The organism is Streptomyces sp. NPDC094147 (genome assembly GCF_044764265.1).
Lineage (GTDB): Bacteria > Actinomycetota > Actinomycetes > Streptomycetales > Streptomycetaceae > Streptomyces.
The window spans coordinates 59,858-85,443 of sequence record NZ_JBIWHT010000009.1 but is presented as its reverse complement, the minus strand read 5'-3'; the positions used below and the strand labels follow the sequence as shown (position 1 = coordinate 85,443).

Genomic DNA, 25,586 nt, shown 5'->3' with positions numbered 1-25,586 from the left:
CGCCGCGGGGCCACCGCATAGGCTGACGGCCGTGGCAGAAGACCAGACAGGTACAGGCACAAGCAGTACGGGTACGAGCGAGGGCGTCCGCGAGTACCGCATGTCGGAACTGGCCGAGAAGGCCGGCATCACCGAACGTACCCTGCGCTTCTACCGCGAGCGCGGCCTGATCCCGCCGCCCCGCCGCCAGGGCCGGATCGCCTGGTACGACGACCGCCACCTGGCCCGCCTGCGCACCATCTCGGCGCTGCTCGACCGGGGCCACACCCTGTCCGGCATCGCCGACCTCACCTCCGCCTTCGAGTCGGGCCGCGACGCGGGCGAGGCGCTCGGCCTGGTCGAGCCCACCGAGGAGACCCCGGTCCGCCTCACCCCCGAGGCGCTGGCCGACCACTTCGCGGGCGAGGTCACCCCCGAGAACCTCGCGGCCGCGCTGGACCTGGGCTACCTCACCGTCTCCGGCGAGGAGATCGTCCACATCAGCCGCCGCCTCCTGGACGTCTCGTCCTCCCTGGTCCGCGAGGGCGTCCCCCTGGCCGCGGTGCTGGCAGCGGCCCGAGAGGTGAGACACCACACCGACGCCCTGGCCACCCTCTTCACCGACCTCCTCCACACCCACACCCCAGCCGGCAACGCAGAACGCATGCGCCCCCTGGCGAAGGCAGTGGTCGACGCGGAACTGTCCCTGGCGCTGGACCGGCATTTGTCGGGGGAGGGTTGAGGGGGGCTGCCGGTGGCCGAGGTACGGGCCTGGCCCAGCCCGTACCGCAGACTCGCCCTTCCCCAAGTCGGGCTGTGCCATACGGACTTCAGGGCCGGTACTCGTACCCGATCGTGAAGCGGGGCGGAAGGCACCACTCCCCGTACTCGATGACGCCTTCCGCATCCGACCAGCGGTGGGCGCCGGCCAGGATGGGAGATCCCGGGGAAAGCCCCAGCGCGATCGCCTCGCGGGCGTCGGCCTCCCTGGCGTGCATGTCGTCCCTGGCGTGCGTGATCGTGCGCCCCGTGGCTTCCAGGACTCTCGCCGTGAGCCCGTGGTTCCGGCCCGGGGCGGTGTTGAGCAGATCGGGGACCAGAGCGGCGAGCGGCGTCGGATACCAGGTGACCGCACCGCACTCACCTGACAGGTCACTGCCAGAAGATCTCTTCCACAACAATCTGCGGGTCCTCGGTCCGCCGCACGAACGTGTACTTCAACCAGCCGTGCCCATTGTCGAAGTGCAGAATGCGAGGGCCCTTCGGATCGCTGGACCTGGCGGGTTCGACAAGCATGTCTTCGGGCAGGTCGACATCCGCGTCGCTCCCGCGGAAGTACGGGTCGTCCGCCGTGACCAGCTCTGCACGAGCCGCGTCGATCATCTTCCGCACAGGCTCGGGCAGCGCGTCGCGTGCGGCCTGGGCCTTGAGAGTCCAATCCATCTGCCAGGGCGGGCCCATGAACCCGTTGGTCACTGGCCGGGCTCCGTGCGGGCTGCCATGTGGCGGATGTTGGAAGCTTCTTCCAGCAGCGCTTTGGCTTCGGCCAGGTCGGTGCACTCATAAGCGGCGCGGTGTTCGAGGCCGGTGACGTGGGCGTCGAGCCGTGGGTCGCGGGCGATTGCGTACTCGCCCCACCACCGGGCCATGAAGGCGGACACGATGCTGATGTCGTACGCGTCGGCGACGTACCGCTTCCAGTGCGCGTCGAAATCGGGCAGGAGCTGGGGAGCGTGCCGGGTGATGGCTTCGCGGAGGGCCTTCGGGGTTCTCTCCGGCATGGGCGGGATGCCTGGCTCGCCCACGGCAGCAGTGCCCATGGTGCCCTCCTTTGTCCGGCCCGTGCTTCCTGGTGCGCGGTACCGCCTGTGCAGCCTATCGCCGCGCCGGCCGTGGGCGAGGGAGACAGGGTGAATCCGAACCGAGCCCCGGCGCGGTGGAGGCAGGGCCGTCGCCGGGGCGGGGCTTCGTACCGCCGCCCCCTACAGGTCGTAGACCACCGTCACCGGCGCATGGTCCGACCACCGCTCCCCGTGGCTCGCGGCCCGCTCCACCTGCCCCTTCACCGCCCGCCTGGCAAGGCCGGGTGTGGCGACCTGGTAGTCGATGCGCCAGCCCGTGTCGTTGTCGAAGGCGCGGCCCCGGTAGGACCACCACGAGTACGGGCCCTCCACGTCCGGGTGCAGGGCACGCATCACGTCGACGTAGCCGCCGTCCGCCGCGTCGAAGACCCGCGTCAGCCACTCCCGCTCCTCGGGCAGGAAGCCGGAGTTCTTCTTGTTGCCGCGCCAGTTCTTGAGGTCGGCCTCCTGGTGGGCGATGTTCCAGTCGCCGCACACCACGACCTCGCGCCCGTCGGCGGCGGCCCGTACCCTGAGCTCGCGCAGGTACTCCAGGAACTCGGCCATGAAGCGGATCTTCTCGTCCTGCCGCTCGGTGCCGACCTCGCCGGACGGGAGGTACAGCGAGGCCACGGTCACACCGGGCAGGTCCGCCTCGACGTAACGCCCGCTGCCGTCGAACTCCGCGCTCGCGAACCCGACCCGCACCCGCTCGGGCTCGCGACGGGTGAGCAGCGACACACCCGCACGGCCCTTGGCGGCGGCCGGCGCGTGCACGACGTGCCAGCCTTCGGGCGCCCCCGCCTCGGCGGGCAGCTGGTGGGGTTCGGCCCGTACTTCCTGCAGGCAGATCACATCGGCCCCGGTCCCCCCGAGCCACTCCACGAAGCCCTTCTTGGCGGCGGCCCGCAGCCCGTTCACATTCACAGAGGTAACAGTGAGCATCCCGGCACCCTACCGACCCCACACACCCCACCCAGCGCATAGACGTACGATGGAGCGCATGCTTATCCGTCAGGTCCGCTACGACCACCCCGATGCCGTCAAGCTCAACGACCAGGTCCAGCTCGAATACGCCGAACGGTACGAGGACGAGGGCGATGTCACACCGCTCGACGCCGCCATGTTCATACCCCCGCGCGGCCTGTACCTGATGGCGTACGACACCGAGGGGCGCCCGGTCGCCACCGGCGGCTGGCGCAGCCAGGAGGCCAACGAGGAGAACTACCGCGACGGCGACGCCGAACTGAAGCGCATGTACGTCGTCCCCGAAGCGCGCGGCCTGGGCCTCGCCCGCCGCATCCTGGCCGCCCTGGAGGCCGACGCCCGCGCGGCCGGCCGCACCCGCATGGTCCTGGAGACCGGCACCAAGCAGCCGGAGGCCATCGCCCTCTACGGCTCGACGGGCTACGAGCCCTGCGAAAAGTTCGGCCACTACCGGCTGCACGACTCCAGCCGCTGTTTCGCCAAGCCGCTGAACCATTCCTGACGACGGGCGCCGGAGTGCCAGGGCGCCGTGGCGCGGCAACCTCCCCCGGAAACGGCGGAATCCCGTCCGATCGATTGATCGGACGGGATTCCGTCTTGTTGTTGTGGGGTGTTCACGAGCGCTGTTGATCTGCGACGTAGCGCGGTGATGGAGATCGCTTCCCGTGCAGCGGGTGATCGTTTCCCGGATCTGAAGGCGGGCTGTTGTCAGTGGCTGGCAGTTGAATGAGGGCCATGACTGTCCATGCGCTGTTGCCGTTGCTTCCCGCTCCTGATGTTCTGCTTGCCCGATGCCGGGCGTTGGCGTTGCTCGATTCCATCCTTGACGCAGGAGCTCCGACACACACGTTCTTCTCCGACTGGCGTGGAGGCGTGCATCTGGCCTGTATGGAAAACGGTTCTGGCGATCAGTACGCCGTTGTGTTCGATCCGGCTGGGGTGTTCCTCTACGGGTTCGATCACGAAAGTGCCGCCACTCCCTGGCGCGAATCGCCCCGAGCGCACTGGCCTGGACTTCTTGAGGGCCTACCTTCGTCGCTCGCGCACTACGCGGCGGCGCCGGAGTTCGACTTCGACGGGTTCTTCGACGCGACGGTGTGCGCGTGGCGGGAAAAGGATGCAGAGGCCTGGGGGTGCGGTCCGGTCGAGTTCGCCGCTGACGAGTCGGACGGGGCTGACTGGCTGTTCGGGCTTCTCGCCGACGGCAGCGCGGATGCATACGTCGGCTTCGCCGAGGACTACCTTGAGCGGAGGATCGACCGTGACGCAGTGGCAGCGGTTCTGGCTCAAGCACCGCTGAGCCGACAGATGGTGAGTTCCCTGTCGCCGGCAGCGGACTTCGCGACTGTGGCCGGGCAAGCCCGCGCACTGGGCTATACCGTCCAGGACCAGGCAACGCTCTGACTTCACGGAGATCACGCTGTCGGTCGGAGTACCCCTCCCCCAAGGCGTGAACTCGTGTGGTCTTTCTGCGGAGGGCAGCGAGCGCAAGGCGATCGCCTACGGTCGGTTGGGAGCATCTGCGGTCACCCTCTGCGATCTTGCTGCGGCTGGCCCTACGTTTGGCTGGGGCTTTGAGTGCCATCGGGCCCCGGTGATCGGCATGTGGAGGCGGGGCCCGTATGACGCCACTGTTCGAGCGTCTGGATCAGGAAGAGGCGGTCGTTCGTGGCGAGTTGGCCACACTGCGCGAGAAGACCACGGCGGCCGAGGAACGGCTGGCTCACCTGACGATCACGCGGGAGACGCTGTTGTCCCTGGGCGGCGAGGAGTACCTCAAGCAGGGCGACGCCACGCAACAGCCGCCAGAGGAAACTGCGGACAAGCCGACTCCGAACGGCCCTCCCCCCGGTTCCCGGCCCTCCGGTGCAGAAGTACCTCCCAACGGGCCCGCGTCTGCTGGGCCGTTGGAGTGGGAAGTGGCGCGAGAGCGAATGCTGGTGCTGCTGGCGGGGGCTGGTCGGGCGATGAAGGTGCAGGACATCACCGCCGCGATCGGGGAGGACGTCTCGGATACGTCGAAGGGACGGCGCGTGGAGACCACTCGGTCCCGGCTGAAGCGCTTGGTGAAGGAGGGCTTGGTAGCGGAGGGCCCGACGGCCTGGTTCATGATCGTTCCGGTCAATGCCGGTGAACAACGGCAGGAGGCCGCCGGGGAGTGAACCGGGGCCGCGAGAGCGCGGCATTCCAGGCGGCACCGCCGAGGGACTACCAATCGACTCGGCGGTGCCGGTGCGTGAGCGCCATCTGACAGGTGGCTCCGCGCGTTTTCGAGCGTAGTAGAGACTTTCTCCGCTCGACGCGTGGAGCCACGAACTTCGTCATGCCCGGTCGCTGTTTGGCGTCTTCGGGCGTGGATCGAGGCTCAATGCGTTCTCTTCCGATCGATGTTGGTGTTGTCCGGCCACAGGTTGATGCCGGTGAAGCGGGCGAGGCGGGCGACGGTGGCCACGTCCGGCCAGGACCGTCCTGCGAGCAGGTCGGCAATGGCCTGCCGGTTCACTCCGGAGCCGGCGGCCGCACGCAAGCTCAGGTTCTGGTCGGCCAGCGCCTGGGCGAGGGTCCGTGCGATGTGGCGGACCGCTTCGGCGGCCACATCGGGGCTCGGTTGTTCGGGCCAGGTTTCCGGATCGTCGGTGTGCTCCCTGGGGGAGCGTGCGCGGGCGTGTCCGCCGACCATGCGCGCACCACCTTGTCTGTTGAGGTTGATCAGCTGTGGAATGGCTGCTTGTCCAGCCGGTATGCATGGACTGTGGTCCTTGATCCCGTTACGTCCGCGAAGATCACCCGGTATCGGCCGCGGGCCGCGCAGCCGGTCTGGGAGGAGGTCGCGCCGCTGGTCAGGTCGGTGGTCGCCGCGACCGTGATGGCGGTTCCCTATGACGTGGAGAGGCTGTTGCACGTCACCGGCCGGCTGGCGTTGTGGGCCGAGGCGGCGGGGATCGAGCGCTCTGCGGATGCGTGGTTGCGCAACGAGGTGATCGACGCGTTTGTTCTCTCGCGGGCCGGGGACATCGAAGCGTCGTCGGTGCGGACGTACCGGACGTGGCTGCTGCGGGTGCGGGACGCTCTGGCCTGGAGTGAGCGCGGTGAGGCGGCCCCGGCACGGATGCATGCCGACGCCAGTCCCCACCAGCCCTACACCGCAGCCGAGTTGGAGGGCCTGCGGCACTGGGCCACTCATCTGCCCGGGCAGCAGAAGACCGATGCGCTCGCGCTGCTGGGTCTGGGCGCCGGTCTGGGGCTGACACCGAAGGAGGTGGCGGCCAGCCGGGGACCGGATCTGCGGCGCCCGAGCGCGGACGGGCCGCTGCTGCACAAAGGGGTCGACCGCCTGGTCCCGCTCGTGGCCCGTGCGGCCTGGGACTCGGTGCTGGGCGAGCTGGCCCACCTGGCGGGTGACGGCTACATGTTTCGGCCCCGGCGGACCGTCGAGTACTCCAAGAACCTGATCGGCTCCTGGTCCCTGATCCACCGGCCGCCCCAGGGCCTGCCGGAGTTGTCGGTGGGCCGCCTGCGGGCGACGTGGATCGTCGAGCTGATGCGTGCCCACATCGATCACCATCTGATCGCCCAGGCGGCCGGGCTCGCCTCCGCCGCGTCCCTGGCCCGCTGGCAGCACCTGGTGCCGCCCGTGGATGAGGTGACGGCGGCCCGGCTGTTGCGGGGCCCGGAGGAGAGGTGACCAAACCCAGGGCCTGGCGAAGCCCGGAGAAGATCAGAAGGTGCCGTCCGCGGCCGGTGACCGACGCACCCGCGGAGATCCCCGACTCCAAGGTCGGCCAGCTCGATGCGCTCCTGCACGAGTCCGGAGCCATCGAGCTGATCGACACGGAACTGGAGGACCGCCCCGGCCCGAAGGGCCTGCCCATCCGGACGGTGCTGGTGGGGCTGCTGCTGTCTCTGCACTACCACCGCAGCGCGAGCCTCGCGGACGTCTGCCGCGTCCTGCTGGACGAACTGCGGGCCCCTGCCCGGGGCTGGCTGGGGGTTCCGGATCCCGGACTGCTCGACGATCACGGACGGCACGCGTTCACCCGGCGGGTCTACCGGTCCTTCGACCGGCTGACCACTGCCCTGGACCCGTTCCGCTGTGACCGGCGCCGTCGGCTGCCCGCCGATGAGGCAGCGGCCGCTGTTGCGGCCTGGGAGGACACTGATGCCGAACGCATGCGCCGCCGGGCCGTGCTCCAGGAGATCAGCGACCGCCTGGTCCTGACCACGGTGCACCTTGCCCACCGGCGGGGCCTGTTCAAGGGCTGGCGGGGCGACATCGGCGTCGACACCACCCCGGTTCCCGCCTGGCACCACGAGCCCTGCAAACGGCGCGGCCTCGCCTCCGTCGAGATCACCGCCGGCTGGCATTTCTGCGGCGGCTCCACCGAAGGGATCTTCGGGCACTCCGCCACCCTCCTCGTTGCCGCCAGCCGCAGGCACCCAGCCGGCCACCCGCAGGCCGGGAGGCGCGTGAGCCGGCACCCGCAGCTCGTCCTCGGCCTGGTCCTGGACATCCCCGGCAGGCGGATCGGGCCGAATGCGGTCCACGCTCTGACCAAGCTGGTCCCTTTCGGCTTCCCCGCCGGGATCCTTGCCTCCGACCGCGCCTACACCGACCAGGTCTCCGAGCACTTCGCCCAGCCTGCCCGCCGCCTGGGCTACCAGCTCGTCCTCGACTACAAGAAAATGCACCGAGGCGTCCAGGGCACCCACCAAGGTGCCCTGCTCGTCGATGGAAGCCTCGCCTGCCCCGCCATGCCCACTGCCCTGGCCCAGGCCACCTTCGGCCTCGATGACGAAGCCGTACGCGGCATCGACGACAACACCCGGCTCCGCGAGCAGATCGCCGCCCGCGAGCCGTACTTCCTCCGCCTCAAAGAATCCGCAGATGCACGGGGTGCGATCCGACTCCAGTGCCCAGCCAGCGGGCCCTCGCCCAGGGTGGCCTGTCCCCGCTTCAACCAGGTCCACCAGGTCCCCGCACCGCGGCCGGCCGTCGTCGACCTCAGCAACCGGCGGGCCACCACCGCACACACCGCGGCCAAACCCACCATCCCGATCCCCCAAGCCGAACGCCTGCGGGCCCTGCCCAAGAAGGAACTGCCGCAGATCTGCCAGAAACCCACGATCACCGTCCGCCCGGGCGACCTCGGCAAGCTCGACAAGTTCCGCCAGGACCGGCACTACCTCCACCCCACCTGGCAGGACGCCTACCAGCCCGAACGAGCGAACATCGAAGGCGTAAACGGGAGGCTCAAGAGCCACCGCATCAACATCGCCGACCCGAGCAAGCGGCTCGCTCACGGCCGCGTCGCGCAAACCGTGCTTCTCGCCTTGATGATCTGCAGCGCCAACCTGCAGATGCTCTTCAGCTGGACCCAGACCACCGGCACCACGGCCAGCAGCGGCATTGCCGACGCGATCACGGAGCCTAAGGGAACCACGCCGGCCTCGATCACCGCGAACGGGCTGCCCCCGCCCTAGCCCCCAGTAACAGCCGACACCAGCAGGTGACACCCCAGCACCACACACCGGGCTCAGGCACGTCCAGCAGCAGCCCTGGCACCCCTCACGCACCCGAACCACCCCGAAACCCAGGCCGATCCTCCGCCAGACAGCCGATCGAGGCCCCGACCACATTCGGACATCACCTCGAACACACCCCACAAACGCCGAGATCCCGCCCAGCCTCTCGGCTGAACGGGATCTCGTGACAATCCTTGAGAGAACTCAAGAACAGTCGTGTTGTGGACCTGAGGGGATTCGAACCCCTGACCCCCTCGATGCGAACGAGGTGCGCTACCGGACTGCGCCACAGGCCCTTGCAACGAGTGAAACCTTAGCACCCCGATCGGAGTGCTTGGAAATCCGTTCCCCGCTGGTCAGCGAGAGCCGGCTCACTCATTGGCGGCGCGGGGCCGGTCCTCGTCCGCGTACTGGTCGAACAGCGGGGTGCGGCGGCGATTTGGGCCCGAGCGCCGGCGCGGGGGCGGCTCGGCGGCGGGACCGGGCTGGGCGGCCGGGGTGGGCTCGGCCGTCGAGGAGCGGGCCGAGGACCAGGTGTCCGGGGCGCCGAAGTCGATGCTGCCGGTGGCGCGCGGGGCGACCGGCGCGGTGACGTACGTCGGCAGCGGGACAGGCACCGGGTCCCAGCTGTCGCCGCGCTCGGGCCCGCGCTCGCGCTGCTGGTCGACCCACTCCGCGTGATCGGTCTGCTCGACCAGGGCGCGCCGTCCCGCCTCCTGCGGGGAGACGGCCGGGGCGGGCGCGGGTTCGGGCACGGACGGCGCCTGGTGGGACTCCGCTTCGTCGTCCGGCTCGGGACTCGGCGCCGCGGCCCTGGCGCGCGGCCTGCTCTCGCGCAGCCGCTGGGCCGCGGCCTCGGCGCGGCGGCGGTCCATGGTGAAGGCGAAGCGGCGCCGCTCCTGGATGCGCAGATGCACGATGTACGCGCTCAGCAGGGCGGCCGGGATGGCCGGCGCCCACAGGAAGCCGAGCCCGCCGACCGCCGCGACGACCGCACCCAGGGTGAAGGCGAGGAAGAGCACGACGGTGGTGCGCCGGCGCCGCGCGAGCACCGCGCTGCGCTGGGCGCGCCGGGCCCGCTCGGCCGCGGCGGCGTTCGTGGCGCGCTCGCGGTTCGTGGGGCGCTCACCCCGGGGCTCCTCGGCCGGGCGCTCGCGGCGCTCCTGACGTTCCGGGTGCCCGTGGTGGTCCTGACGTTCCTGGTGCCCGTGGTGGTCCGCGGGCCCGTGGTCCACGGGGTGTGTGTGGTGCTCCGTGTGCGCCTGGTTTCCCGCGTGCCCGTGGTGCTCCGGCTGCTCCTGGCGGGCGGGGCGCTGGGGGCGGGGCTGGGGCACGGCGAAGTCCCGGGCGCCCGCGGGCTCCCCGGGCGTGGCGAGGGGTTCCGTCAGGGCGTCCGGAGGGACCGCGGGTCCCGCCTCGGACGCCGCCTCTTCGGCGGCCCGCTGCCGCAGTTCCTTGGCGTACCGGCGCTCCATGGCCGACCGTCCGGACAGCAGCCGGATGGCGGTGCTGAAGCGTTCCGTCGGTCGGGCCTCGTTGAGCTCGTCCTGCCTGCGGAGCCACATCGGCACCAAGTAGGCGGCCCAGGCCCCGACGATGACTGCGTAAATGAGGCCGCTGCTGCTCACACACCACACCGTAGAGGGACGGGCGCGCGGGGATACGCCAATTGAGCCGGTGTGTCGCACGATCTGGCTGATATCACCGGCTTTTTTTGTGATTCTTCAGATCGTTCGACGGAGCGAAGGGGTCGGATCGCGATCGAATTCGAACATTTATTTTATTTCTCGTGGTGCGACTGCCTGGCCCGCTGCCACCGGGCCAGGAGCCCTTCGGGGACTTCCTCGGCGGTGAGCGCGTACACCAGGTGATCGCGCCATGCGCCGTCGATGTGGAGATAGCGCGGGCGCAGGCCCTCCTCGCGGAAGCCGAGTTTTTCCACCACCCGGCGGCTCGGCCCGTTCTCGGGGCGAATGCAGACCTCCATGCGGTGCAGCCCGACCGTGCGGAAGCAGTGGTCGACGGCGAGCGCGACGGCCGTCGGCATCACGCCGCGGCCTGCCACCTCCCGGTCCACCCAGTAGCCGACGTGGCCCGAGCACATCGAGCCCCAGGTCATCCCCGCGACCGTCAACTGGCCCACCAGGCGGCCCTGGTACTCGATGACGAACGGCAGCATGCGGCCCGCGTTGGCCTCGGCGCGCAGATGGCGGACCATCTGCCGGTAGGTGGGGCGCTGGGCGAAGGGCGCGCCGGGCGCGGGCGGCGGGACCGTCGCCTCCCAGGGCCGCAGCCAGTCGCGGTTGCGCCGGTTGACCTCGCGCCAGGCCCGCTGGTCGCGCATCTTTATGGGGCGGAGGACCACATCGCCCTCCGCCAGCTCGACCGGCCAGGAAGGGACGTTCAGCTCGGGCTCCCCGCAGGTCTCGGGTGGTCGCCGCCGCGGATCTGGTCGACGGCGTGCACCAGGATCCGCTCCAGGACGGCGAGCCCGTCGCGTACGCCGCCGGTGGAGCCCGGCAGGTTGACGATCAGGGTGCGCCCGCCGGCGACTCCGGCCAGGCCCCGCGAGAGGGCGGCGGTGGGAACTTTGGCGAGGCCCTCGGCGCGGATGGCCTCGGGGATGCCGGGCACCTCGTAGTCGACGACGTCGCGGGTGGCGTCGGGCGTGCGGTCGGTGGGCGAGATGCCGGTGCCGCCGGTGGTGACGATCACGTCGTACCCGGCGGCCGCTCCGGCGCGCAGCGCCTGCCCGACCGGGTCGCCGTCCGGCACGACCAGCGGGCCGTCCACGGCGAAGCCCATCGCGGCGAGGCCCGCGGCGAGCAGCGGGCCGCCCTTGTCCGCGTACACACCGGCGGCCGCGCGGTTGGAGGCCGTCACCACGAGCGCCGCGTACGGCGCGAGCAGGGCCGCCCCGAGCGCCCCGCCGCCCTCGGGGAAGGGCGCCGCGGCCTGCGGACCCGGCCGCGGCGGGGTCGGGGCGTCCCGCTGGGGGGCGCTCACGCGCCGGCCGCCTCGGTGCCGGGCCGGTGCCAGTCGCCGGACTTGCCGCCGGTCTTCTCCTCGACCCTGATGTCGGTGATGACGGCGCCCTTGTCGACCGCCTTGATCATGTCCACGACGGTGAGGGCGGCCACGGACACGGCGGTCAGCGCCTCCATCTCGACGCCCGTGCGGTCGGTGGTCTTCACCGTCGCGAGGATCTCCACCGCGTCGTCGGCGACCTTGAGGTCCAGCTTCACGCCGGAGACCGCGAGGGGGTGGCAGAGCGGGATGAGGTCGGGGGTGCGCTTGGCGCCCATGATGCCGGCGATCCGTGCGGTGGCCAGCGCGTCGCCCTTGGGGACGCCCTCGCCGCGCAGGAGCTCCACCACACGCGGCGAGACGAGCACGCGGCCGCTCGCGCGGGCGGTGCGGGCCGTGACGTCCTTCGCGGAGACGTCGACCATGCGGGCCGCGCCCGCCTCGTCGATGTGCGTGAGCCTGCCTTGCGTCGTACTCATTCGGTGGCGCTCCCGGTACGGCTTCTGTGGGCAGACACCGTACCCCCACCGACTGGCACTCAGCCGAGCAGGACCACTTCGACCTCGCTGCCGGGCTCCGCCGATGTGGTGTCCTCGGGGATCACGATCAGGCAGTCGGCCTGCGCGAGGGCGGCGATCAGATGCGATCCGGTCCCGCCGACCGGGCTGACGGTGCCCGACCCGGCGTCGTAGGTGCCGCGCAGGAACTGGCGCCGGTCCGCGGGCGAGGGGAGCGCCTTGTCGGCCTTCAGGACGGCGCGCGCCGTGGGCCGGTGCACGTCTTCGAGACCCATCAGGGTGCGGATCGCGGGGCGTACGAACAGCTCGAAGGAGACGTACGACGACACCGGGTTGCCGGGCAGCGCGAGGAGCGGGGTGTGGTCGGGGCCGATCGAGCCGAAGCCCTGGGGCTTGCCCGGCTGCATCTTCAGCTTGCGGAAGTCGATGCCGCTGCCCGGCTCGTCCTCGTCGCCGACGGAGGACAGCGCCTCCTTCACGACGTCGTACGCTCCCACGCTGACCCCGCCGGTGGTGACCAGGAGGTCGGCGCGGATCAGCTGGTCCTCGATGGTGTCGCGCAGCACCGCGGCGTCGTCGGTGACCGCGCCGACCCGGTAGGCGATGGCCCCCGCGTCCCGGGCGGCCGCCGCGAGGGCGAAGCTGTTGGAGTCGTAGATCTGGCCCTGGCCCAACTCCTCGCCGGGCTGGACCAGTTCGCTCCCGGTGGAGAGCACCACCACGCGCGGGCGCGGCCGTACGGTGACGGTGCCGCGGCCGATCGCGGCGAGCAGGCCGATCTGGGGCGGGCCGAGCACGGTGCCCGCGCGCAGCGCGAGGTCGCCGGCCTGGACGTCGCTGCCGCGCGCGCGGACGTGGGCGCGCGCCCCGGCGGGGCGGTGCACCCGGACTTCGCCGCTCGCCCCTTCGGGGGCGTGGCCGGCCGGGCGCATGGTGGTGGCGGCTCCCTGGCCGGTGCCGCCGTCGGTCCACTCGACCGGGACGACGGCTTCGGCGCCGGGCGGCAGCGGGGCGCCGGTCATGATCCGGGCGGCCTGGCCGGGGCCCACGGTGGGCAGTTCGCCGCTGCCCGCCGCGACATCGCCGATGACGGTGAGCACCGCGGGGAACTCCTCGCTGGCGCCCGCGACATCGGCGGTGCGCACCGCGTAGCCGTCCATCGAGCTGTTGTCGAAGGGCGGCAGGGCGACGGGCACCATGACGTCCTCGACCAGGACGCAGCCCTGGGCGTCGGGCAGTTGCAGCTCGATGGGTTCGAGCGGCCTGACCGCGGCGAGGATGTCGTCCAGGTGCTCGTCCACCGACCAGATCGGGTTGCTCACGGTGTCTGCATCTCCTCGGTGACGTACCGGCGAAGCCAGGCCTTGAAGTCCGGGCCCAGGTCTTCACGTTCGCACGCCAGTCTGACAATGGCGCGCAGATAGTCTCCGCGATCGCCGGTGTCATAGCGGCGGCCCTTGAAGACGACGCCGTGCACCGGGCCGCCGATCGACTCGTCCACGGCGAGCTGCTGGAGGGCGTCGGTGAGCTGGATCTCGCCGCCCCGGCCGGGTGCGGTGGTGCGCAGCACGTCGAAGACGGCCGGGTCCAGGACGTACCGGCCGATGATGGCGAGGTTGGAGGGCGCCTCGGACGCCTCGGGCTTCTCGACGAGTCCGGTGACGCGTACGACGTCACTCTCGGCGGTGGTTTCGACGGCCGCGCAGCCATAGAGGTGGATCTGCTCCGGATCGACCTCCATCAGCGCGATCACACTGCCGCCCTGGCGTTCCTGGATCTCCACCATCCGCGACAGCAACTCGTCCCGGGCGTCGATCAGGTCGTCACCGAGGAGCACCGCGAAGGGCTGGCTGCCGACGTGCGGGGCCGCGCACAGCACCGCGTGCCCGAGCCCTCGCGGGTCCCCCTGGCGTACGTAGTGCATCGTCGCGAGGTCGCTGGACTCCTGCACCTTCGCGAGCCGGTCGGCGTCGCCCTTGCGGGTCAGCGCCGACTCCAGCTCGTAGTTCCGGTCGAAGTGGTCCTCCAGGGGGCGCTTGTTGCGGCCGGTGACCATGAGCACGTCCGACAGGCCCGCCGCCACCGCCTCCTCCACCACGTACTGGATGGCCGGCTTGTCCACCACCGGCAGCATCTCCTTCGGCGTGGCCTTGGTGGCCGGAAGGAACCGGGTGCCGAGCCCGGCGGCGGGGATGACAGCCTTGGTGATCCGAGGGGGCGACTGAGTCATGCGGGCACCCTATCCGCTGCGTATGTGCGCAAGATTGTCCTCGGGTGAATTCGCGCCCTTACTCGCGCATTTGAGGGGATTGCAGAAGCACGGTGAGTGATCAGACATCCGAAAAGTCCCTCTTGCGGCGCAGCCTCCTCGACGCCAGGAAGCAGCTGAGCGACGAGGACCTGCGCGCCGCGGCCGGGTCGCTCGCCGACCAGGCCCTCGCGCTGCCCGAACTCGCGCGGGCCGGCACGGTGGCGGCGTATGTCTCGGTGGGCCGCGAACCGGGCACCCGCGCCCTCATCGACGCGCTGCGCGCCCGGGGCGTACGGGTGCTGCTTCCGGTGCTGCTCGCCGACAACGACCTGGACTGGGCCGCCTACGAGGGGCCCGGCCACCTGGTGCGGGCCGGGCGCGGGCTGCTCGAACCGGACGGCCCGCGGCTCGGCCCCGACGCCGTGACGGCCGCGGACACCGTGCTGCTGCCCGGCCTCGCCGTGGACGCCCGCGGGATGCGGCTCGGCCGGGGCGGCGGTTCCTACGACCGGGTCCTCGCCCGCATCAGCGCCTGCGGGAAGGCGCCCGCCCTGGTGGTGCTCCTGTACGCGCACGAGGTGGTCGCGCGGGTCCCCGAGGAACCGCACGACCACCCCGTGCAGGCTGTCGTCACCCCCTACGGGGTGACGCGCTTCACCGCGTGAAGCTCCGTACTACGGCGTGAGCTTCAGCGTGTCCACGCTCGCGCCGTCGACCGCCTTCGCGCTGAACGACCAGTCCAGGAGCTGGCCCTTGGCCCACTTCTCGGTCTGGTCCGAGTAGTGCGCGCTGTAGGCGTGGCCGGAGGCGCCGGTGAGGTTGATCCACTTGGACTTGTCGAAGTCCTTGAGGTTCACGACCATCCGCATCGACGGGACCCAGGTGACGCCGTAGTCACCGCTCGCCGCGTTCCAGCCGGTGGCGTTGACCGCGGCCTCGCCGCCGCTCAGGTTCCACGGGCCGCGGTTGAGGATGTACTGCAGGAAGCCCGGACCCTCCTTGCCGAGGGTCTGGTTCTTCAGCATCAGCTGGTGCAGCCGGCCCCAGGTCCAGGTCGTGGTGTCCTTGCCGAGCTTGGCGGTCAGCTCCCAGCGGGCGTCCTTCATGGCGCGCGCCAGCAGCTGGTCGCGGGTGGTGGTCGCCTTGTCCGTACGGGTCTGGGGCGACTGCCACCAGGTGTTGTTCTGGTCGTTGAAGATCTTGCGCACGACCTCGAACCAGCGGTCGCCGCCGTCCGGCTGCGCCGAGTCGCCGTCGCGCTCGCCGCACTCCATGACCTTCTGGTTGGGGTCGTCGACCGGGCCGGTGCCGGCCGGCGGAGTCACGTACAGGCACTCGCCCTTGGGGCGCAGCTCCTTGGGCAGCTTGTTGCCGAACGCCAGCTTCAGGACGTTGCGCCACACCGCGTTGAAGTAGGCGGCGGCCGCCGAGTCGTTCTCCTGGGTGTAGTCCCAGCCCTCAAGGAGCTTCTGGGCCTCGCGGACGGAGGGATCCGACACGTCGATCTTGAGCAGGGCGGGCGTCAGCAGCGCGGCGATCTCGCTGCTGTTGTCCATCTGCATCTTCTGCATGTCCTCGGTGGAGATCTTCCCGCCGCCCTTGGTCTTCGACTCGATGAGGTCGTTGATCCGCTGGCTGCGGGTGCCGTATCCCCAGTCCTTGGTGAGCAGGAACGGGTACTTCTTGTCGTCGATCACGGCCTGGTTGGCGGTCACGATGAAGCCGCGCTGGGGGTTGTACTCGTAGGGCAGCGCGTCGAAGGGGATGTACTTCTTCCACGTGTACTTCGAGTCCCAGCCGGCGGCGGGCATCGTGCCGTCGACGCCCTCGGCGCGCACCGGGATCTTCCCCGGCGCCTGGTAGCCGATGTTGCCCTTGGTGTCGGCGTAGATCAGGTTCTGGGAGGGGACTTCGAAGTCCTTGGCCGCGGCCCGGAAGGACTTGAAATCGGTGGCCCGGTCCAGTTCGAACACGGCGTCCATGGACTTGCCGGCTTCCAGCGCGGTCCATCTCAGGGCGACCGCGTAGCCGTCGCCGCGGTCGGGGGCCGCCGCGTTGACGGGCGCCTTCTGGCCGACCTTCTCCAGCTCGTCGTTGCGGTCGGAGACCAGCGGGCCGTTGTTGGTCTCGCGGATGGTGATGGTCTTGCTGGCCCCGCCGGCCACCTTGATGACCTCCTCGCGCGTGGCGAGCGGCTTCTCCTCGTTGTCGTAGAGGTAGTTGGAGCCGGAGATCTTCTCCAGGTACAGGTCGGTCACATCGGCGCCGAGGTTGGTGAAGCCCCAGGAGACGTCCTGGTTGTGGCCGATGACCACGCCGGGCATGCCGGAGAAGGTGTAGCCCGCCACGTCGTAGCCGCAGCTGCTGGAGACGGTCCTGCAGTGCAGGCCCATCTGGTACCAGAGCGAGGGCATCATCGGCGCGAGGTGCGGGTCGTTGGCGAGCAGCGGCATGCCCGTCGTCGTGTACTTGCCGGACACCACCCAGGAGTTGGAGCCGATCCCGCTGCCGTTGGGGCCGAGCAGCGCCGGGATCTTGTCGAGGGTGTCGGAGAGCGCGGAGAGCTGGCTCTGCATGCCCTGGAGCGCGCCCTGGGCCGTGCCGGAGGCGCCGTCACCGCTCGCGGCGGGCTTCTGGGGGTCGAACTTCCCGGTGGCCTTGTTGTACGAGCCCTCGTCCACGATGGGGCGGTGGGCGGCGGGATACGCCGGGTACAGGTCCTTGATCTGCTGGGGGCTGAGCCGGCTGGTCATCAGCGAGCGGTCGATCTCCTCCTGCATGTTGCCGCGCAGGTCCCAGGCCATCGCCTTGAGCCAGGCCACCGAGTCGACCGGCGACCAGGCCTCCGGTGTGTAGTCGTTGGTGAAGCCGAGGGCCGCGTACTCGACGGAGATGTCCTTGCCGTCCTTGCCCTTCAGATACGCGTTCACCCCCGCCGAGTACGCCTGGAGGTACTTCTTCGTCGCGGGCGACAGCTTGGTGTCGTACTCCTGCTGCGCGACCTTGCGCCAGCCCAGCGTGCGCAGGAAGGCGTCGGTGTCGACCTGGCCGCTGCCGAACATCTCCGAGAGCCGGCCCGACGTCATGTGGCGGCGGACGTCCATCTCCCAGAAGCGGTCCTGCGCCTGGACGTAGCCCTGGGCCGTGAACAGGTCCGCGTCGCTGTCCGCGTAGATCTGCGGGACGCCGTAGTCGTCGCGCTTGACCTCGACCTGGCCGACCAGCCCCGGGAGCTTGATGGTGCCGGTGGTCTGCGGGAAGGAGGCACGCACGGTGCTCACTCCCCAGTACGCGCCGTAGGCGACACCCGCGACGAGCGCCAGCACCAGGACGAGCACGAACAGCCGCAGGCGGCGCCCCCTCTTCCGGCTCGTCTTGCCGGCCGTCGTAGCGGCGGAAGGGGCGGTTGTGGTGGCGGGCATCGCTGTCCTTCGCGGGGCAGGGTGGTCCAGGAGTGCTGGGAGCAACCATAGGCGCAGCCACTGACAGCGCCGGACGCGGTGTCTCCGTTGGCGCACCCGTGCGCCGAACAAAGGAGCCCCAGCGTAAAGAAACCGTCAAAGATTAGGTAAGGTAACGAAGTACCTTGGGCGGCGGAACGTTTCATCAGGTGCGCCCGAGGACTCCCCCGGATGCGCGCCCGGCGCTCCGGGATGCACGATTTTCAGGGGGCGCCCGACGGCGTCTGAGGGGAAGGATCGGCCACTGACTGTCCACCAGCTCAACGAACTCCTGCTCATCTGCTCGCTCGTCCTGCTCATCGCCGTCGCGGCGGTGCGCATCTCCTCCCGCAGCGGGCTCCCCAGCCTGCTCCTGTATCTCGGCATCGGGATCGCCATCGGGCAGGACGGCATCTTCAACGTCAAGTTCGACAACGCGGAACTGACGCAGGTGATCGGCTATGCCGCACTGGTGGTGATCCTGGCCGAAGGCGGTCTGGGCACCAAGTGGAAGGAGATCCGGCCCGCGTTGCCGGCGGCCGTGGTCCTGTCGCTCGTCGGCGTCGCCGTGAGCGTGGGCGTCACGGCGGCGGGTGCGCACTACCTGGTGGGCCTGGAGTGGCGGCAGGCGCTCATCATCGGCGCGGTGGTGTCCTCGACGGACGCCGCGGCCGTCTTCTCCGTGCTGCGCAAGGTGCCCCTGCCCTCCCGCATCACCGGCGTCCTGGAGGCCGAGTCCGGCTTCAACGACGCCCCCGTGGTCATCCTGGTCGTCGCCTTCTCCACGCCCGGACCGGTGGACTCCTGGTACCTGCTCGTCGGGAAGATAGCCCTGGAGCTGGCCATCGGCGCCTCGATCGGCCTCGCGGTGGGCTGGCTCGGATCGTTCGGACTGCGCCATGTGGCGCTGCCCGCCTCCGGCCTCTACCCGATCGCCGTCATGGCGATCGCCGTGACCGCCTACGCGGCCGGCGCGATGGCCCACGGCTCCGGCTTCCTCGCCGTCTACCTGGCCTCCATGGTGCTCGGCAACGCCAAGCTGCCGCACTGGCCCGCCACCCGCGGCTTCGCGGACGGGCTCGGCTGGATCGCCCAGATCGGCATGTTCGTCCTGCTGGGCCTCCTGGTCACCCCGCACAACCTGGGCGCCGACTTCTGGCCCGCCGTGATCATCGGCCTCGTCCTGACCATGGTCGCCCGGCCCCTGGAAGTACTGCTCAGCCTGCTGCCGTTCAGGATTCCGTGGCAGGAGAAGGCCCTGATGTCGTGGGCGGGCCTGCGCGGCGCCGTCCCCATCATCCTCGCCACCATCCCGATGGTCTCCGGGATCGACGGCAGCGAGAAGGTCTTCAACATCGTCTTCATCCTGGTCGTCGTCTACACCCTGGTCCAGGGGCCGACGCTGCCGTGGCTGGCCCGCAGGCTCCAGCTCTCCGACGCCGACGAGGCCGCCGACCTCGGCGTCGAATCGGCCCCCCTGGAGCGACTGCGCGGCCATCTGCTGTCCGTGGCGATCCCGCCGAAGTCGCGGATGCACGGCGTCGAGGTGCACGAGCTGAGGCTGCCGCCGGGCGCCGCCGTCACCCTGGTCGTACGCGACGGCAAGAGCTTCGTACCGGGGCCCACGACGGTGCTGCGGCACGGCGACGAGCTCCTGGTGGTCGCGACCGATCCGGTACGGGACGCGGCCGAGGCCCGGCTGCGCGCGGTCGGCCAGGGCGGCAAGCTGGCCGGCTGGCTGGGCACCGGCGTCACTGTGACCGAACCCGCAAAGAATGCGAAGCGCAGGCGAACGACGCATTAAGCCGCGCTGCGGCCGAATAAACACAGGCCGAAAGTTGGCACTCCGTGCTGAATCACAGGCACGGAGTGCCAAACCTCTGTATCATGAAGGCACACCACTGATCGACCAACTCTGCCTGACGCAGAGCTGGCGCGACCGTATGGCGGTCGGGAGCTCCCCGCAGCAGCCCCCGGCATCTACCGCAGATCCGCGCAAGAGGACAGCTCTCGGCAACGCCCGCACCCACAAATCCGTGCATGGGGCGCGCTACCAGGCGGCAGAAAGGCAAGGGGCCGTGGCATCCACGGTCACTTCTGACAAGCGGCCCGGCTACGGGCAGCTTCTGCGCACACCTGGCGCACTGTCCTTCCTCCTGCCCGGCTTCGCGGCCCGGCAGCCCTTCGCGATGCTCACCATCGGCATCCTCCTGCTCGTCCAGCACACCACCGGCTCCTACGGCGGCGCCGGTGCCGTGGCCGCCTTCACGGGCGTGTCCATGGCGCTGTTCGCCCCGCAGAGCGGCAAGCTCGCGGACCGCTTCGGACAGCGCGCGGTCCTGGTGCCCGGCGTGCTGGTGCACGCGGCCTCCGTGTCGGCGCTGACCGCGCTGGCGCTGGCCGGCGCTCCCCTGTGGGCGCTGTTCATCGCGGCCGTGCCCACCGGTGCCTCGGTGCCGCAGGTCGGCCCCATGGTGCGGGCCCGCTGGGCCAACAAGCTCGACGGCTCGCCCCTGATGGCGACCGCCGCCGCCTTCGAGTCGGTGACGGACGAGTTCACCTTCGTCATCGGCCCGGTCCTCGCGACCGCCCTGTGCACGAGCGTGCACCCGGCGGCCGGTCTGATCGCCGAGGCGTCGCTGACCCTCGTCGGCGGCCTCCTGTTCGCGGCCCGGCGCGGCACGCAGCCGCCGGTGCGCAGCGCCGCCGAGCGCGAGCAGGCCGAGCACACCTCGGCCCTGTCCATCCCCGGCGTACGCGTCCTCGCGATGGCCTTCCTCGGCATCGGCGCGGTCTTCGGCGGTATGCAGGTTTCGCTGACCGCCTTCGCGGAAGAGATCGGCAACCCCGGCATCAACGGCGTCCTCTACGGCATCTTCGCCGCCGGAAACATGCTGGCGGGCATCGCCTGCGGCGCCATCGCCTGGAAGTCGGCGCCCCGCACCCGGCTGATCGCCGGTTACGCGGCGCTGACCCTGGCGGCCTCCGGCCTGTGGGCGGCGCACTCCGCGCTGCTGCTCGGCGGCCTCGGCCTGATCGTCGGCCTGTGCATCGCGCCCGCCCTGATCACCGGCTACACGCTGGTCGAATCGCTGGTTCCGGCCACCTCGCGCACCGAGGCGTTCACCTGGCTGACCGGCGCGGTCGCGCTGGGCCAGGCCGCCGCCGTCACCGTGGCGGGACGCCTGACCGACGCCCACGGTTCGACCGCCGGATTCCTGGTGCCGATGGCGGGCACGGCGCTGGCCCTGGTCACGCTGCTCGCGCTGCGCTCCCGGCTCGCCCCGCGCGCCCCGGCACGTACCGTGGCGCGTGGCGTGGGTCACCGTGTCCCCGTCACGGTGGACTGATTCCCGGGAATACGTCACTATGGACCGTCGTTAGCACTCAATGAGTGAGAGTGCCAGGAGGAAGACAAGTGCCGACCTACCAGTACCAGTGCACCGAGTGCGGCGAGGGCCTCGAGGCGGTGCAGAAGTTCACCGATGACGCCCTGACCGTGTGCCCGAACTGCGACGGACGCCTGAAGAAGGTGTTCTCGGCGGTCGGCATCGTCTTCAAGGGCTCCGGCTTCTACCGCAACGACAGCCGCGGCGCGTCGTCCAGCAGCTCGCCCGCGTCGACGTCGAAGTCGTCGGGCTCGTCCGGTTCGGACTCCAAGCCGGCCGCCTCGACGTCGAGCTCCGGCTCGTCCTCGTCCAGCTCGAGCCCGGCCGCCTGACCCACACCCGCGCAGAACCCCCGCCGTCACGACGGCGGGGGTTCTGGCATAAGCGCCCCCGGTTAATGTGACCGGCATGGCTAACGCAGAGATCGGCGTCATCGGCGGCTCGGGCTTCTACTCGTTCCTTGAGGACGTCACCGAGGTCCAGGTGGACACTCCCTACGGCGTCCCCAGCGACTCACTCTTCCTCGGCGAGATCGCCGGCCGGCGGGTGGCCTTCCTCCCCCGCCACGGCCGCGGCCACCACTTGCCGCCGCACCGCATCAATTACCGTGCCAACCTGTGGGCGCTGCGCTCGGTCGGCGTGCGCCAGGTCCTCGGACCGTGCGCGGTGGGCGGCCTGCGCCAGGAGTACGGGCCGGGCACGCTCCTCGTGCCGGACCAGCTGGTGGACCGTACGAAGGCTCGCACCCAGACCTTCTTCGACGGGCTGCCCCTGCCGGACGGCACGGTCCCCAACGTCGTGCACACCACGTTCGCCGACCCGTACTGCCCCGACGGCCGCAAGGCCGCGCTGACCGCGGCGGGCGGGCGCGGCTGGGAGGCCGTGGACGGCGGCACGATGGTCGTCGTCGAGGGCCCGCGCTTCTCGACCCGCGCCGAATCGCGGTGGCATGCGGCGATGGGCTGGTCGGTGGTCGGCATGACCGGGCACCCCGAGGCCGTCCTGGCCCGCGAACTGGGGCTCTGCTACACCTCGTTGTCCCTGGTGACCGACCTGGACGCGGGCGCCGAGACCGGCGAGGGCGTCTCGCACGCGGAGGTCCTGAAGGTGTTCGGCGAGAACGTGGCGCGCCTGCGCGAGGTCCTCTTCGACGCGGTCGCCGCCCTCCCGGCGGCCGAGGACCGCAACTGCCTGTGCGGGCGGGCGCATGAGGGCTGGGACCTGGGCATCGAGCTGCCGTGACGGGCAGGACGGTCCTGGACGGGGCCGGTCCGGGCGGGCAGGCCCGGCCGGAGCCGGTCCGGGCGGGGTCTGACTTCGGGCGACCGCCAGGCTGAACTCCCCTTCCGGGTGAGCGAGTTGTCCACAAGCGGCCGGTGGTCCACAGGCCCCGGCACGATCCCGCCGGGCGGGGGATCGTGGACAGCGTCCGAGCAGCACTCGCTCCTCACGATCGGCAGCGACCGCCATGTCCACGACCCCCGCATCGCCCGACTCCCCCGCTCCCCGCCCGCTCCCCTACCTGCCTCCCGTGCCCGCGCCGGAGCCCGGCGGGGTGCCGTTCTTCCCTCCCCTGCGGGTGCGCGGCGGACGGCACCGGCTGCGGCGCACGCTGCGCAAGCGACGGCGCGCCATGGCGGCCGGCCTCGCCGTGACGGCCGCGGCCCTCGCCGTGTCCAGCCCGCAGGCCGCAGAACGTCCGCACCCGGTCGCCGCACCCGCGCCACCGGAGCGCGGGCCCACGCGGCCGGCCGCGATGGTGTCGGCACCGGTACGGATCGCGGACGCCGAAACCGTACGGCTGCTGCACCCCGGCGACCGGGTCGATGTGATCGCCGCCGCCGGCTCCCCCTCGGGCGGCGGAGGCGAGGCCCGCAGGGTGGCAACGGACGTGCGGGTGACCGGAGTTCCGGCTGCGCGTGACACCTCCGCGGAGACGGGAGCGCTCGTCCTCCTTGCCGTGCCGCGCGAGACCGCCACGGCACTGGCCGGCGCGGGCAGCGCCTCCCGGCTGGCGGTGACCTTGTGCTGATTCGCACGGCCGAACGGTCAAGTCCCCCATTTACGTGTGCGGATTGGACAGCGCGGGTGTGCGCTGCCCAAGGTGGCGCAGGAATTTGCCCGACCCCCCGCACATGCGAAGAAAGGCTCATTGGTGAGCGAGGACAAGACAGGTGTACTGGCCGGCTTCAAGGCCTTCCTGACACGCGGCAATGTGATCGACCTGGCCGTCGCCGTGGTCATCGGCGCCGCGTTCACCAACATCGTGAACTCGGTCGTGAAGGGCGTGATCAACCCGCTGGTCGGCGCGTTCGGCACCAAGGACCTGGAGAGCTACAGCTCCTGCCTGAAAGGGCCCTGCACCGCGAACTCCGGCATCCAGATCCTGTGGGGCGGGGTGCTGAGCGCGGTGCTCAGCTTCATCATCACGGCCGCCGTCGTGTACTTCCTGATGGTGCTGCCGATGGCCAAGTTCCTGGCCAGGCGGGCCGCGCACGAGAAGGCGAAGGAAGGCGTGCGGGAAACCATGGAGATCAGCGAGCTGGAGGTGCTCAAGGAGATCCGCGACGTCCTGATCGCCCAGCGCGGCTCGGGCGCCGCGGGCTAGCGCTGCGCGGTCCGTACGGCTCAGATGTGGTGAGGCGGCTTCTCGTCGAGGAAGCGCGCCAGATCGGCGGCGCTGCCCGCGGAAGCGGGCCGCTCGCCCCACCCGCGGTCCGTGTCGTCCGCGGATTGCTGGTCCAGCGGATCATCGAAGATCAGCGTCGGCTTGGACTGCTCCTTGGGCGCTGGTTCCCAGTCGCGCGGTCCGGGGGCGGGGGCGGTGCTCATACGTCAAGGGTACGGCGGGTGGCGGCGGTGTACGCGGCGGCCCGGTCAGCGGTCCTTCGGGTCGAGCAGCCAGAGGCCGAGGACCACGAGGAACGACAGGCCGAGGAATCCGGCGCCCCACCAGGCGGTACCGGTATTGCCCTTCATCCACTCGTCGACCACCACGGTCAGGCCCCAGAGCTGGCCGATGACGACAGTGATCGCCAGAGTCAGCCGGGCCGTCAGCTTCGAGGACCGCTCCGGCTCCTGCTCACTGCCCGCGCCCGGACCGGGCCCGGTGTGCCTGATCCGGGGATCGCCGTAACCGCTGGTCGCGCGGATCTGCGGATAGCGCTCCTGCACCGGCCTGTTGAGCCGGGGCTGCGCGGATCCCGGGGTGTACGAGGGCCGCGGGGGGACGGCGGGTCCGTCGGCGGGGCCGGAGGACCCGCCGAGCCCCGGACCGATGTGCCCGCCGGCGCGCGGGCCGGGGCGCCCGTCGGGGCCAGGGCCACCACCGGCGCCGGCCCCGAGGTGTCCGTCGGTGCTCATGTCCGTCCACTCCTCTGGGCCGCCTTGGCGTTCTCGGCCGATCCGGCGTTCGCTCCGGGGCAGCCCATACGGGCCGCCATGTCGGGCCGCTTGTCGGCGAACTGCCTGCACATGGCGCCCTCGACGCTCTCCCCGGAGCGGGCCGTGGCCACCGCCCAGACGCTGCCGTCGGCCTGCTCGACGAGCAGCACCCTGGGCAGCGGACGCGGCGGCGGGCCGGCGGTGACCTCACCGGTACGGGCGTCGAAGACCCCCTCGTGGCAGGGGCAGTACAGCTCGCCCTCGCTGCCCCGGTCCCCGCGCCACAGCACCCCGCAGGCCAGATGCGTACAGACGGCGGAGTAGCCGACGAGGGTGCCGTCCTGGAGGCGGACGGCGACCGCGCGGTCGCCGTCGCCGGGGAAGCGGAAGGCGAGGGACTCGCCGGGGGCCAGCGTGGCCGCGATCCGCTTGGGGTCGGGCGGGGCGTCGCTGTCACCGTGCCGGTGCAGCACTCCCCCGGCCACGGCGACCCCGCCGACGGCGAGGCCGCCGGAGACGGTGGCGACGATGCGGAGGTAGTCGCGGCGGGTGGTGAGGGAGTCGGCGGCGATGCGGTCGTGGAGGGCGGCCTGGGCCGGATCGGTGCCGTGGTCGGAGCCCGGCGGCTGGTCGGTGACGCTCATCGGCTGACGTCCTTCCCGTTCACCTCGACGATCGGGAGGCCGCCGGGCACCGGCCACTGGACCTTGTCGGCGGGGACGACCATGGCCACGCCGGTGGAGACGACGACATCGCCGAAGGAGAAGGAGTCGGCGACCCGCACACCGGGGCGCTCGGCCTGGAGCTCTTCGAGCGTTCCGTAGAACAGCGCACCGGTCGGGCAGACCGTGGCGCACATGGGGGCGAGGCCGTAGGCGGTGCGGTCGTAGCAGAGGTTGCACTTCATCTGCAGCTTCGCCTGGAGGTCGATCTTCGGTACGCCGAAGGGGCAGGCGTTGACGCAGTTCGCGCAGCCGATGCAGCGGGTGGTGTCGGCCTGCTGCACCACTCCGTCCGCGGTCACCAGGATCGCGTCGGCGGGGCAGACCTCGGCGCACGGCGCGACCGGGTCCTCGCAGTGCATGCAGACGGTGGGAAGGGAGGCGACGGAATGGCCCTCGTCGGGATAGTCGAGATGGATCATGGACTTGCCGCGGTGCGAGTCGCACTCGCGGCAGGCGGAGACACAGGCCTGGCAGCCGATGCAGCGGCCCGGGTCGATGAAGATCGTTCTGCCCATCATGGCG

Annotated in this window: 27 protein-coding genes, 1 tRNA gene and 2 pseudogenes; 13 read left to right on the top strand and 17 right to left on the bottom strand. The window is 70.9% G+C overall.

What is annotated here, in order from left to right:
- The first annotated feature begins 100 nt into the window (after positions 1 to 100).
- Positions 101 to 721, top strand: coding sequence for a MerR family transcriptional regulator (locus tag ACIQ8J_RS16390; protein ID WP_403271654.1), 621 nt, complete (start codon positions 101 to 103; stop codon positions 719 to 721).
- Between the two features lie 88 nt (positions 722 to 809).
- Here ACIQ8J_RS16390 and ACIQ8J_RS16385 read toward each other — a convergent pair.
- From ACIQ8J_RS16385 to ACIQ8J_RS16370, 4 genes and pseudogenes are all read right to left on the bottom strand, one after another.
- Positions 810 to 1,112 (bottom strand): annotated as a pseudogene (locus tag ACIQ8J_RS16385) (UTRA domain-containing protein); the annotation flags it as partial.
- Between the two features lie 19 nt (positions 1,113 to 1,131).
- Positions 1,132 to 1,455, bottom strand: a complete 324-nt coding sequence (locus ACIQ8J_RS16380) for a hypothetical protein (protein ID WP_403271408.1) — start codon at positions 1,453 to 1,455, stop codon at positions 1,132 to 1,134.
- Positions 1,452 to 1,799: a hypothetical protein gene (locus ACIQ8J_RS16375; protein ID WP_403271406.1), complete on the bottom strand. Its 348-nt coding sequence runs from the start codon at positions 1,797 to 1,799 to the stop codon at positions 1,452 to 1,454. Before ACIQ8J_RS16375 ends, ACIQ8J_RS16380 begins: the two co-directional genes overlap by 4 nt.
- A gap of 162 nt (positions 1,800 to 1,961) precedes the next feature.
- A complete protein-coding gene (locus ACIQ8J_RS16370) occupies positions 1,962 to 2,765 on the bottom strand; it encodes an exodeoxyribonuclease III (RefSeq protein ID WP_403271404.1) in 804 nt (267 codons plus the stop codon).
- Between the two features lie 58 nt (positions 2,766 to 2,823).
- On the opposite strand from ACIQ8J_RS16370, the gene ACIQ8J_RS16365 reads away from it, so the two are divergent.
- The 3 genes from ACIQ8J_RS16365 to ACIQ8J_RS16355 all read left to right on the top strand — a co-directional run bounded on the left by ACIQ8J_RS16365 (position 2,824) and on the right by ACIQ8J_RS16355 (position 4,969).
- A complete protein-coding gene (locus ACIQ8J_RS16365; RefSeq protein ID WP_403271402.1) occupies positions 2,824 to 3,309 on the top strand; it encodes a GNAT family N-acetyltransferase in 486 nt (161 codons plus the stop codon).
- A 233-nt stretch (positions 3,310 to 3,542) separates the two neighbouring features.
- Positions 3,543 to 4,211, top strand: coding sequence for a hypothetical protein (locus tag ACIQ8J_RS16360; RefSeq protein ID WP_403271400.1), 669 nt, complete (start codon positions 3,543 to 3,545; stop codon positions 4,209 to 4,211).
- 218 nt (positions 4,212 to 4,429) lie between these two features.
- Positions 4,430 to 4,969, top strand: coding sequence for a hypothetical protein (locus ACIQ8J_RS16355; protein WP_403271398.1), 540 nt, complete (start codon positions 4,430 to 4,432; stop codon positions 4,967 to 4,969).
- 203 nt (positions 4,970 to 5,172) lie between these two features.
- Here ACIQ8J_RS16355 and ACIQ8J_RS16350 read toward each other — a convergent pair whose 3' ends face one another.
- Positions 5,173 to 5,487, bottom strand: a complete 315-nt coding sequence (locus ACIQ8J_RS16350; protein WP_403271396.1) for a helix-turn-helix domain-containing protein — start codon at positions 5,485 to 5,487, stop codon at positions 5,173 to 5,175.
- Positions 5,488 to 5,559: 72 nt separating this feature from the next.
- Here ACIQ8J_RS16350 and ACIQ8J_RS16345 point away from each other — a divergent pair, with 72 nt between their 5' ends.
- Entirely contained in the window at positions 5,560 to 6,492 is a 933-nt protein-coding gene (locus tag ACIQ8J_RS16345) for a hypothetical protein (protein ID WP_403271394.1), read from the top strand.
- Positions 6,493 to 6,548: 56 nt separating this feature from the next.
- Positions 6,549 to 8,288 (top strand): hypothetical protein, encoded by a 1,740-nt coding sequence (locus tag ACIQ8J_RS16340; protein ID WP_403271392.1) that lies wholly within the window; start codon positions 6,549 to 6,551, stop codon positions 8,286 to 8,288.
- A gap of 264 nt (positions 8,289 to 8,552) precedes the next feature.
- Here the strand turns inward: ACIQ8J_RS16340 and ACIQ8J_RS16335 are convergent.
- The 7 genes from ACIQ8J_RS16335 to galU all read right to left on the bottom strand — a co-directional run bounded on the left by ACIQ8J_RS16335 (position 8,553) and on the right by galU (position 14,105).
- A tRNA-Ala gene (locus ACIQ8J_RS16335) sits at positions 8,553 to 8,626 on the bottom strand.
- A 75-nt stretch (positions 8,627 to 8,701) separates the two neighbouring features.
- Positions 8,702 to 9,958 carry a gephyrin-like molybdotransferase receptor GlpR gene (glpR, locus tag ACIQ8J_RS16330; protein WP_403271390.1) on the bottom strand — a complete coding sequence of 419 codons (1,257 nt, stop codon included), beginning with the start codon at positions 9,956 to 9,958 and terminating at the stop codon, positions 8,702 to 8,704.
- A gap of 152 nt (positions 9,959 to 10,110) precedes the next feature.
- The gene (locus ACIQ8J_RS16325; protein ID WP_403271653.1) at positions 10,111 to 10,737 is read right to left on the bottom strand and encodes a GNAT family N-acetyltransferase; all 627 of its coding nucleotides are present in this window, start codon (positions 10,735 to 10,737) and stop codon (positions 10,111 to 10,113) included.
- Positions 10,734 to 11,240: a molybdenum cofactor biosynthesis protein B gene (locus ACIQ8J_RS16320; RefSeq protein WP_403271651.1), complete on the bottom strand. Its 507-nt coding sequence runs from the start codon at positions 11,238 to 11,240 to the stop codon at positions 10,734 to 10,736. The genes ACIQ8J_RS16325 and ACIQ8J_RS16320 overlap by 4 nt, the downstream gene beginning before the upstream one ends.
- 92 nt (positions 11,241 to 11,332) lie before the next feature.
- Positions 11,333 to 11,836, bottom strand: a complete 504-nt coding sequence (gene moaC, locus ACIQ8J_RS16315; protein WP_399054707.1) for a cyclic pyranopterin monophosphate synthase MoaC — start codon at positions 11,834 to 11,836, stop codon at positions 11,333 to 11,335.
- A gap of 59 nt (positions 11,837 to 11,895) precedes the next feature.
- A complete protein-coding gene (glp, locus tag ACIQ8J_RS16310) occupies positions 11,896 to 13,197 on the bottom strand; it encodes a gephyrin-like molybdotransferase Glp (protein ID WP_403271388.1) in 1,302 nt (433 codons plus the stop codon).
- Positions 13,194 to 14,105: a UTP--glucose-1-phosphate uridylyltransferase GalU gene (galU, locus tag ACIQ8J_RS16305; protein ID WP_403271386.1), complete on the bottom strand. Its 912-nt coding sequence runs from the start codon at positions 14,103 to 14,105 to the stop codon at positions 13,194 to 13,196. Before galU ends, glp begins: the two co-directional genes overlap by 4 nt.
- A 92-nt stretch (positions 14,106 to 14,197) precedes the next feature.
- Between galU and ACIQ8J_RS16300 the strand changes: the two genes are divergently transcribed.
- Positions 14,198 to 14,791, top strand: a complete 594-nt coding sequence (locus ACIQ8J_RS16300) for a 5-formyltetrahydrofolate cyclo-ligase (protein ID WP_403271384.1) — start codon at positions 14,198 to 14,200, stop codon at positions 14,789 to 14,791.
- Between the two features lie 9 nt (positions 14,792 to 14,800).
- Here ACIQ8J_RS16300 and ACIQ8J_RS16295 read toward each other — a convergent pair whose 3' ends face one another.
- Positions 14,801 to 17,548: a penicillin acylase family protein gene (locus ACIQ8J_RS16295; RefSeq protein WP_403271382.1), complete on the bottom strand. Its 2,748-nt coding sequence runs from the start codon at positions 17,546 to 17,548 to the stop codon at positions 14,801 to 14,803.
- A gap of 238 nt (positions 17,549 to 17,786) precedes the next feature.
- Here ACIQ8J_RS16295 and ACIQ8J_RS16290 point away from each other — a divergent pair, with 238 nt between their 5' ends.
- From ACIQ8J_RS16290 to mscL, 6 genes and pseudogenes are all read left to right on the top strand, one after another.
- The gene (locus ACIQ8J_RS16290; RefSeq protein WP_403271649.1) at positions 17,787 to 19,370 is read left to right on the top strand and encodes a potassium/proton antiporter; all 1,584 of its coding nucleotides are present in this window, start codon (positions 17,787 to 17,789) and stop codon (positions 19,368 to 19,370) included.
- A 274-nt stretch (positions 19,371 to 19,644) separates the two neighbouring features.
- Entirely contained in the window at positions 19,645 to 20,916 is a 1,272-nt protein-coding gene (locus tag ACIQ8J_RS16285) for an MFS transporter (protein ID WP_403271381.1), read from the top strand.
- 68 nt (positions 20,917 to 20,984) lie between these two features.
- Positions 20,985 to 21,287 (top strand): FmdB family zinc ribbon protein, encoded by a 303-nt coding sequence (locus ACIQ8J_RS16280; RefSeq protein WP_403271379.1) that lies wholly within the window; start codon positions 20,985 to 20,987, stop codon positions 21,285 to 21,287.
- Positions 21,288 to 21,363: 76 nt separating this feature from the next.
- Entirely contained in the window at positions 21,364 to 22,197 is an 834-nt protein-coding gene (locus ACIQ8J_RS16275; RefSeq protein WP_403271377.1) for an S-methyl-5'-thioadenosine phosphorylase, read from the top strand.
- Positions 22,198 to 22,423: 226 nt separating this feature from the next.
- Positions 22,424 to 22,987 carry a hypothetical protein gene (locus tag ACIQ8J_RS16270; protein WP_403271375.1) on the top strand — a complete coding sequence of 188 codons (564 nt, stop codon included), beginning with the start codon at positions 22,424 to 22,426 and terminating at the stop codon, positions 22,985 to 22,987.
- Positions 22,988 to 23,110: 123 nt separating this feature from the next.
- Positions 23,111 to 23,560 (top strand): annotated as a pseudogene (gene mscL, locus ACIQ8J_RS16265) (large conductance mechanosensitive channel protein MscL); the annotation flags it as partial.
- A 23-nt stretch (positions 23,561 to 23,583) separates the two neighbouring features.
- On the opposite strand, the gene ACIQ8J_RS16260 reads toward mscL, so the two are convergent.
- The 4 genes from ACIQ8J_RS16260 to ACIQ8J_RS16245 form a co-directional block, all read right to left on the bottom strand.
- Positions 23,584 to 23,787: a hypothetical protein gene (locus tag ACIQ8J_RS16260; protein WP_403271373.1), complete on the bottom strand. Its 204-nt coding sequence runs from the start codon at positions 23,785 to 23,787 to the stop codon at positions 23,584 to 23,586.
- 45 nt (positions 23,788 to 23,832) lie between these two features.
- The gene (locus ACIQ8J_RS16255) at positions 23,833 to 24,234 is read right to left on the bottom strand and encodes a hypothetical protein (RefSeq protein WP_403271647.1); all 402 of its coding nucleotides are present in this window, start codon (positions 24,232 to 24,234) and stop codon (positions 23,833 to 23,835) included.
- An 80-nt stretch (positions 24,235 to 24,314) separates the two neighbouring features.
- The gene (locus ACIQ8J_RS16250; RefSeq protein ID WP_403271371.1) at positions 24,315 to 24,983 is read right to left on the bottom strand and encodes a ubiquinol-cytochrome c reductase iron-sulfur subunit; all 669 of its coding nucleotides are present in this window, start codon (positions 24,981 to 24,983) and stop codon (positions 24,315 to 24,317) included.
- The gene (locus tag ACIQ8J_RS16245) at positions 24,980 to 25,582 is read right to left on the bottom strand and encodes a 4Fe-4S dicluster domain-containing protein (protein ID WP_403271369.1); all 603 of its coding nucleotides are present in this window, start codon (positions 25,580 to 25,582) and stop codon (positions 24,980 to 24,982) included. Before ACIQ8J_RS16245 ends, ACIQ8J_RS16250 begins: the two co-directional genes overlap by 4 nt.
- Positions 25,583 to 25,586 lie beyond the last annotated feature (4 nt).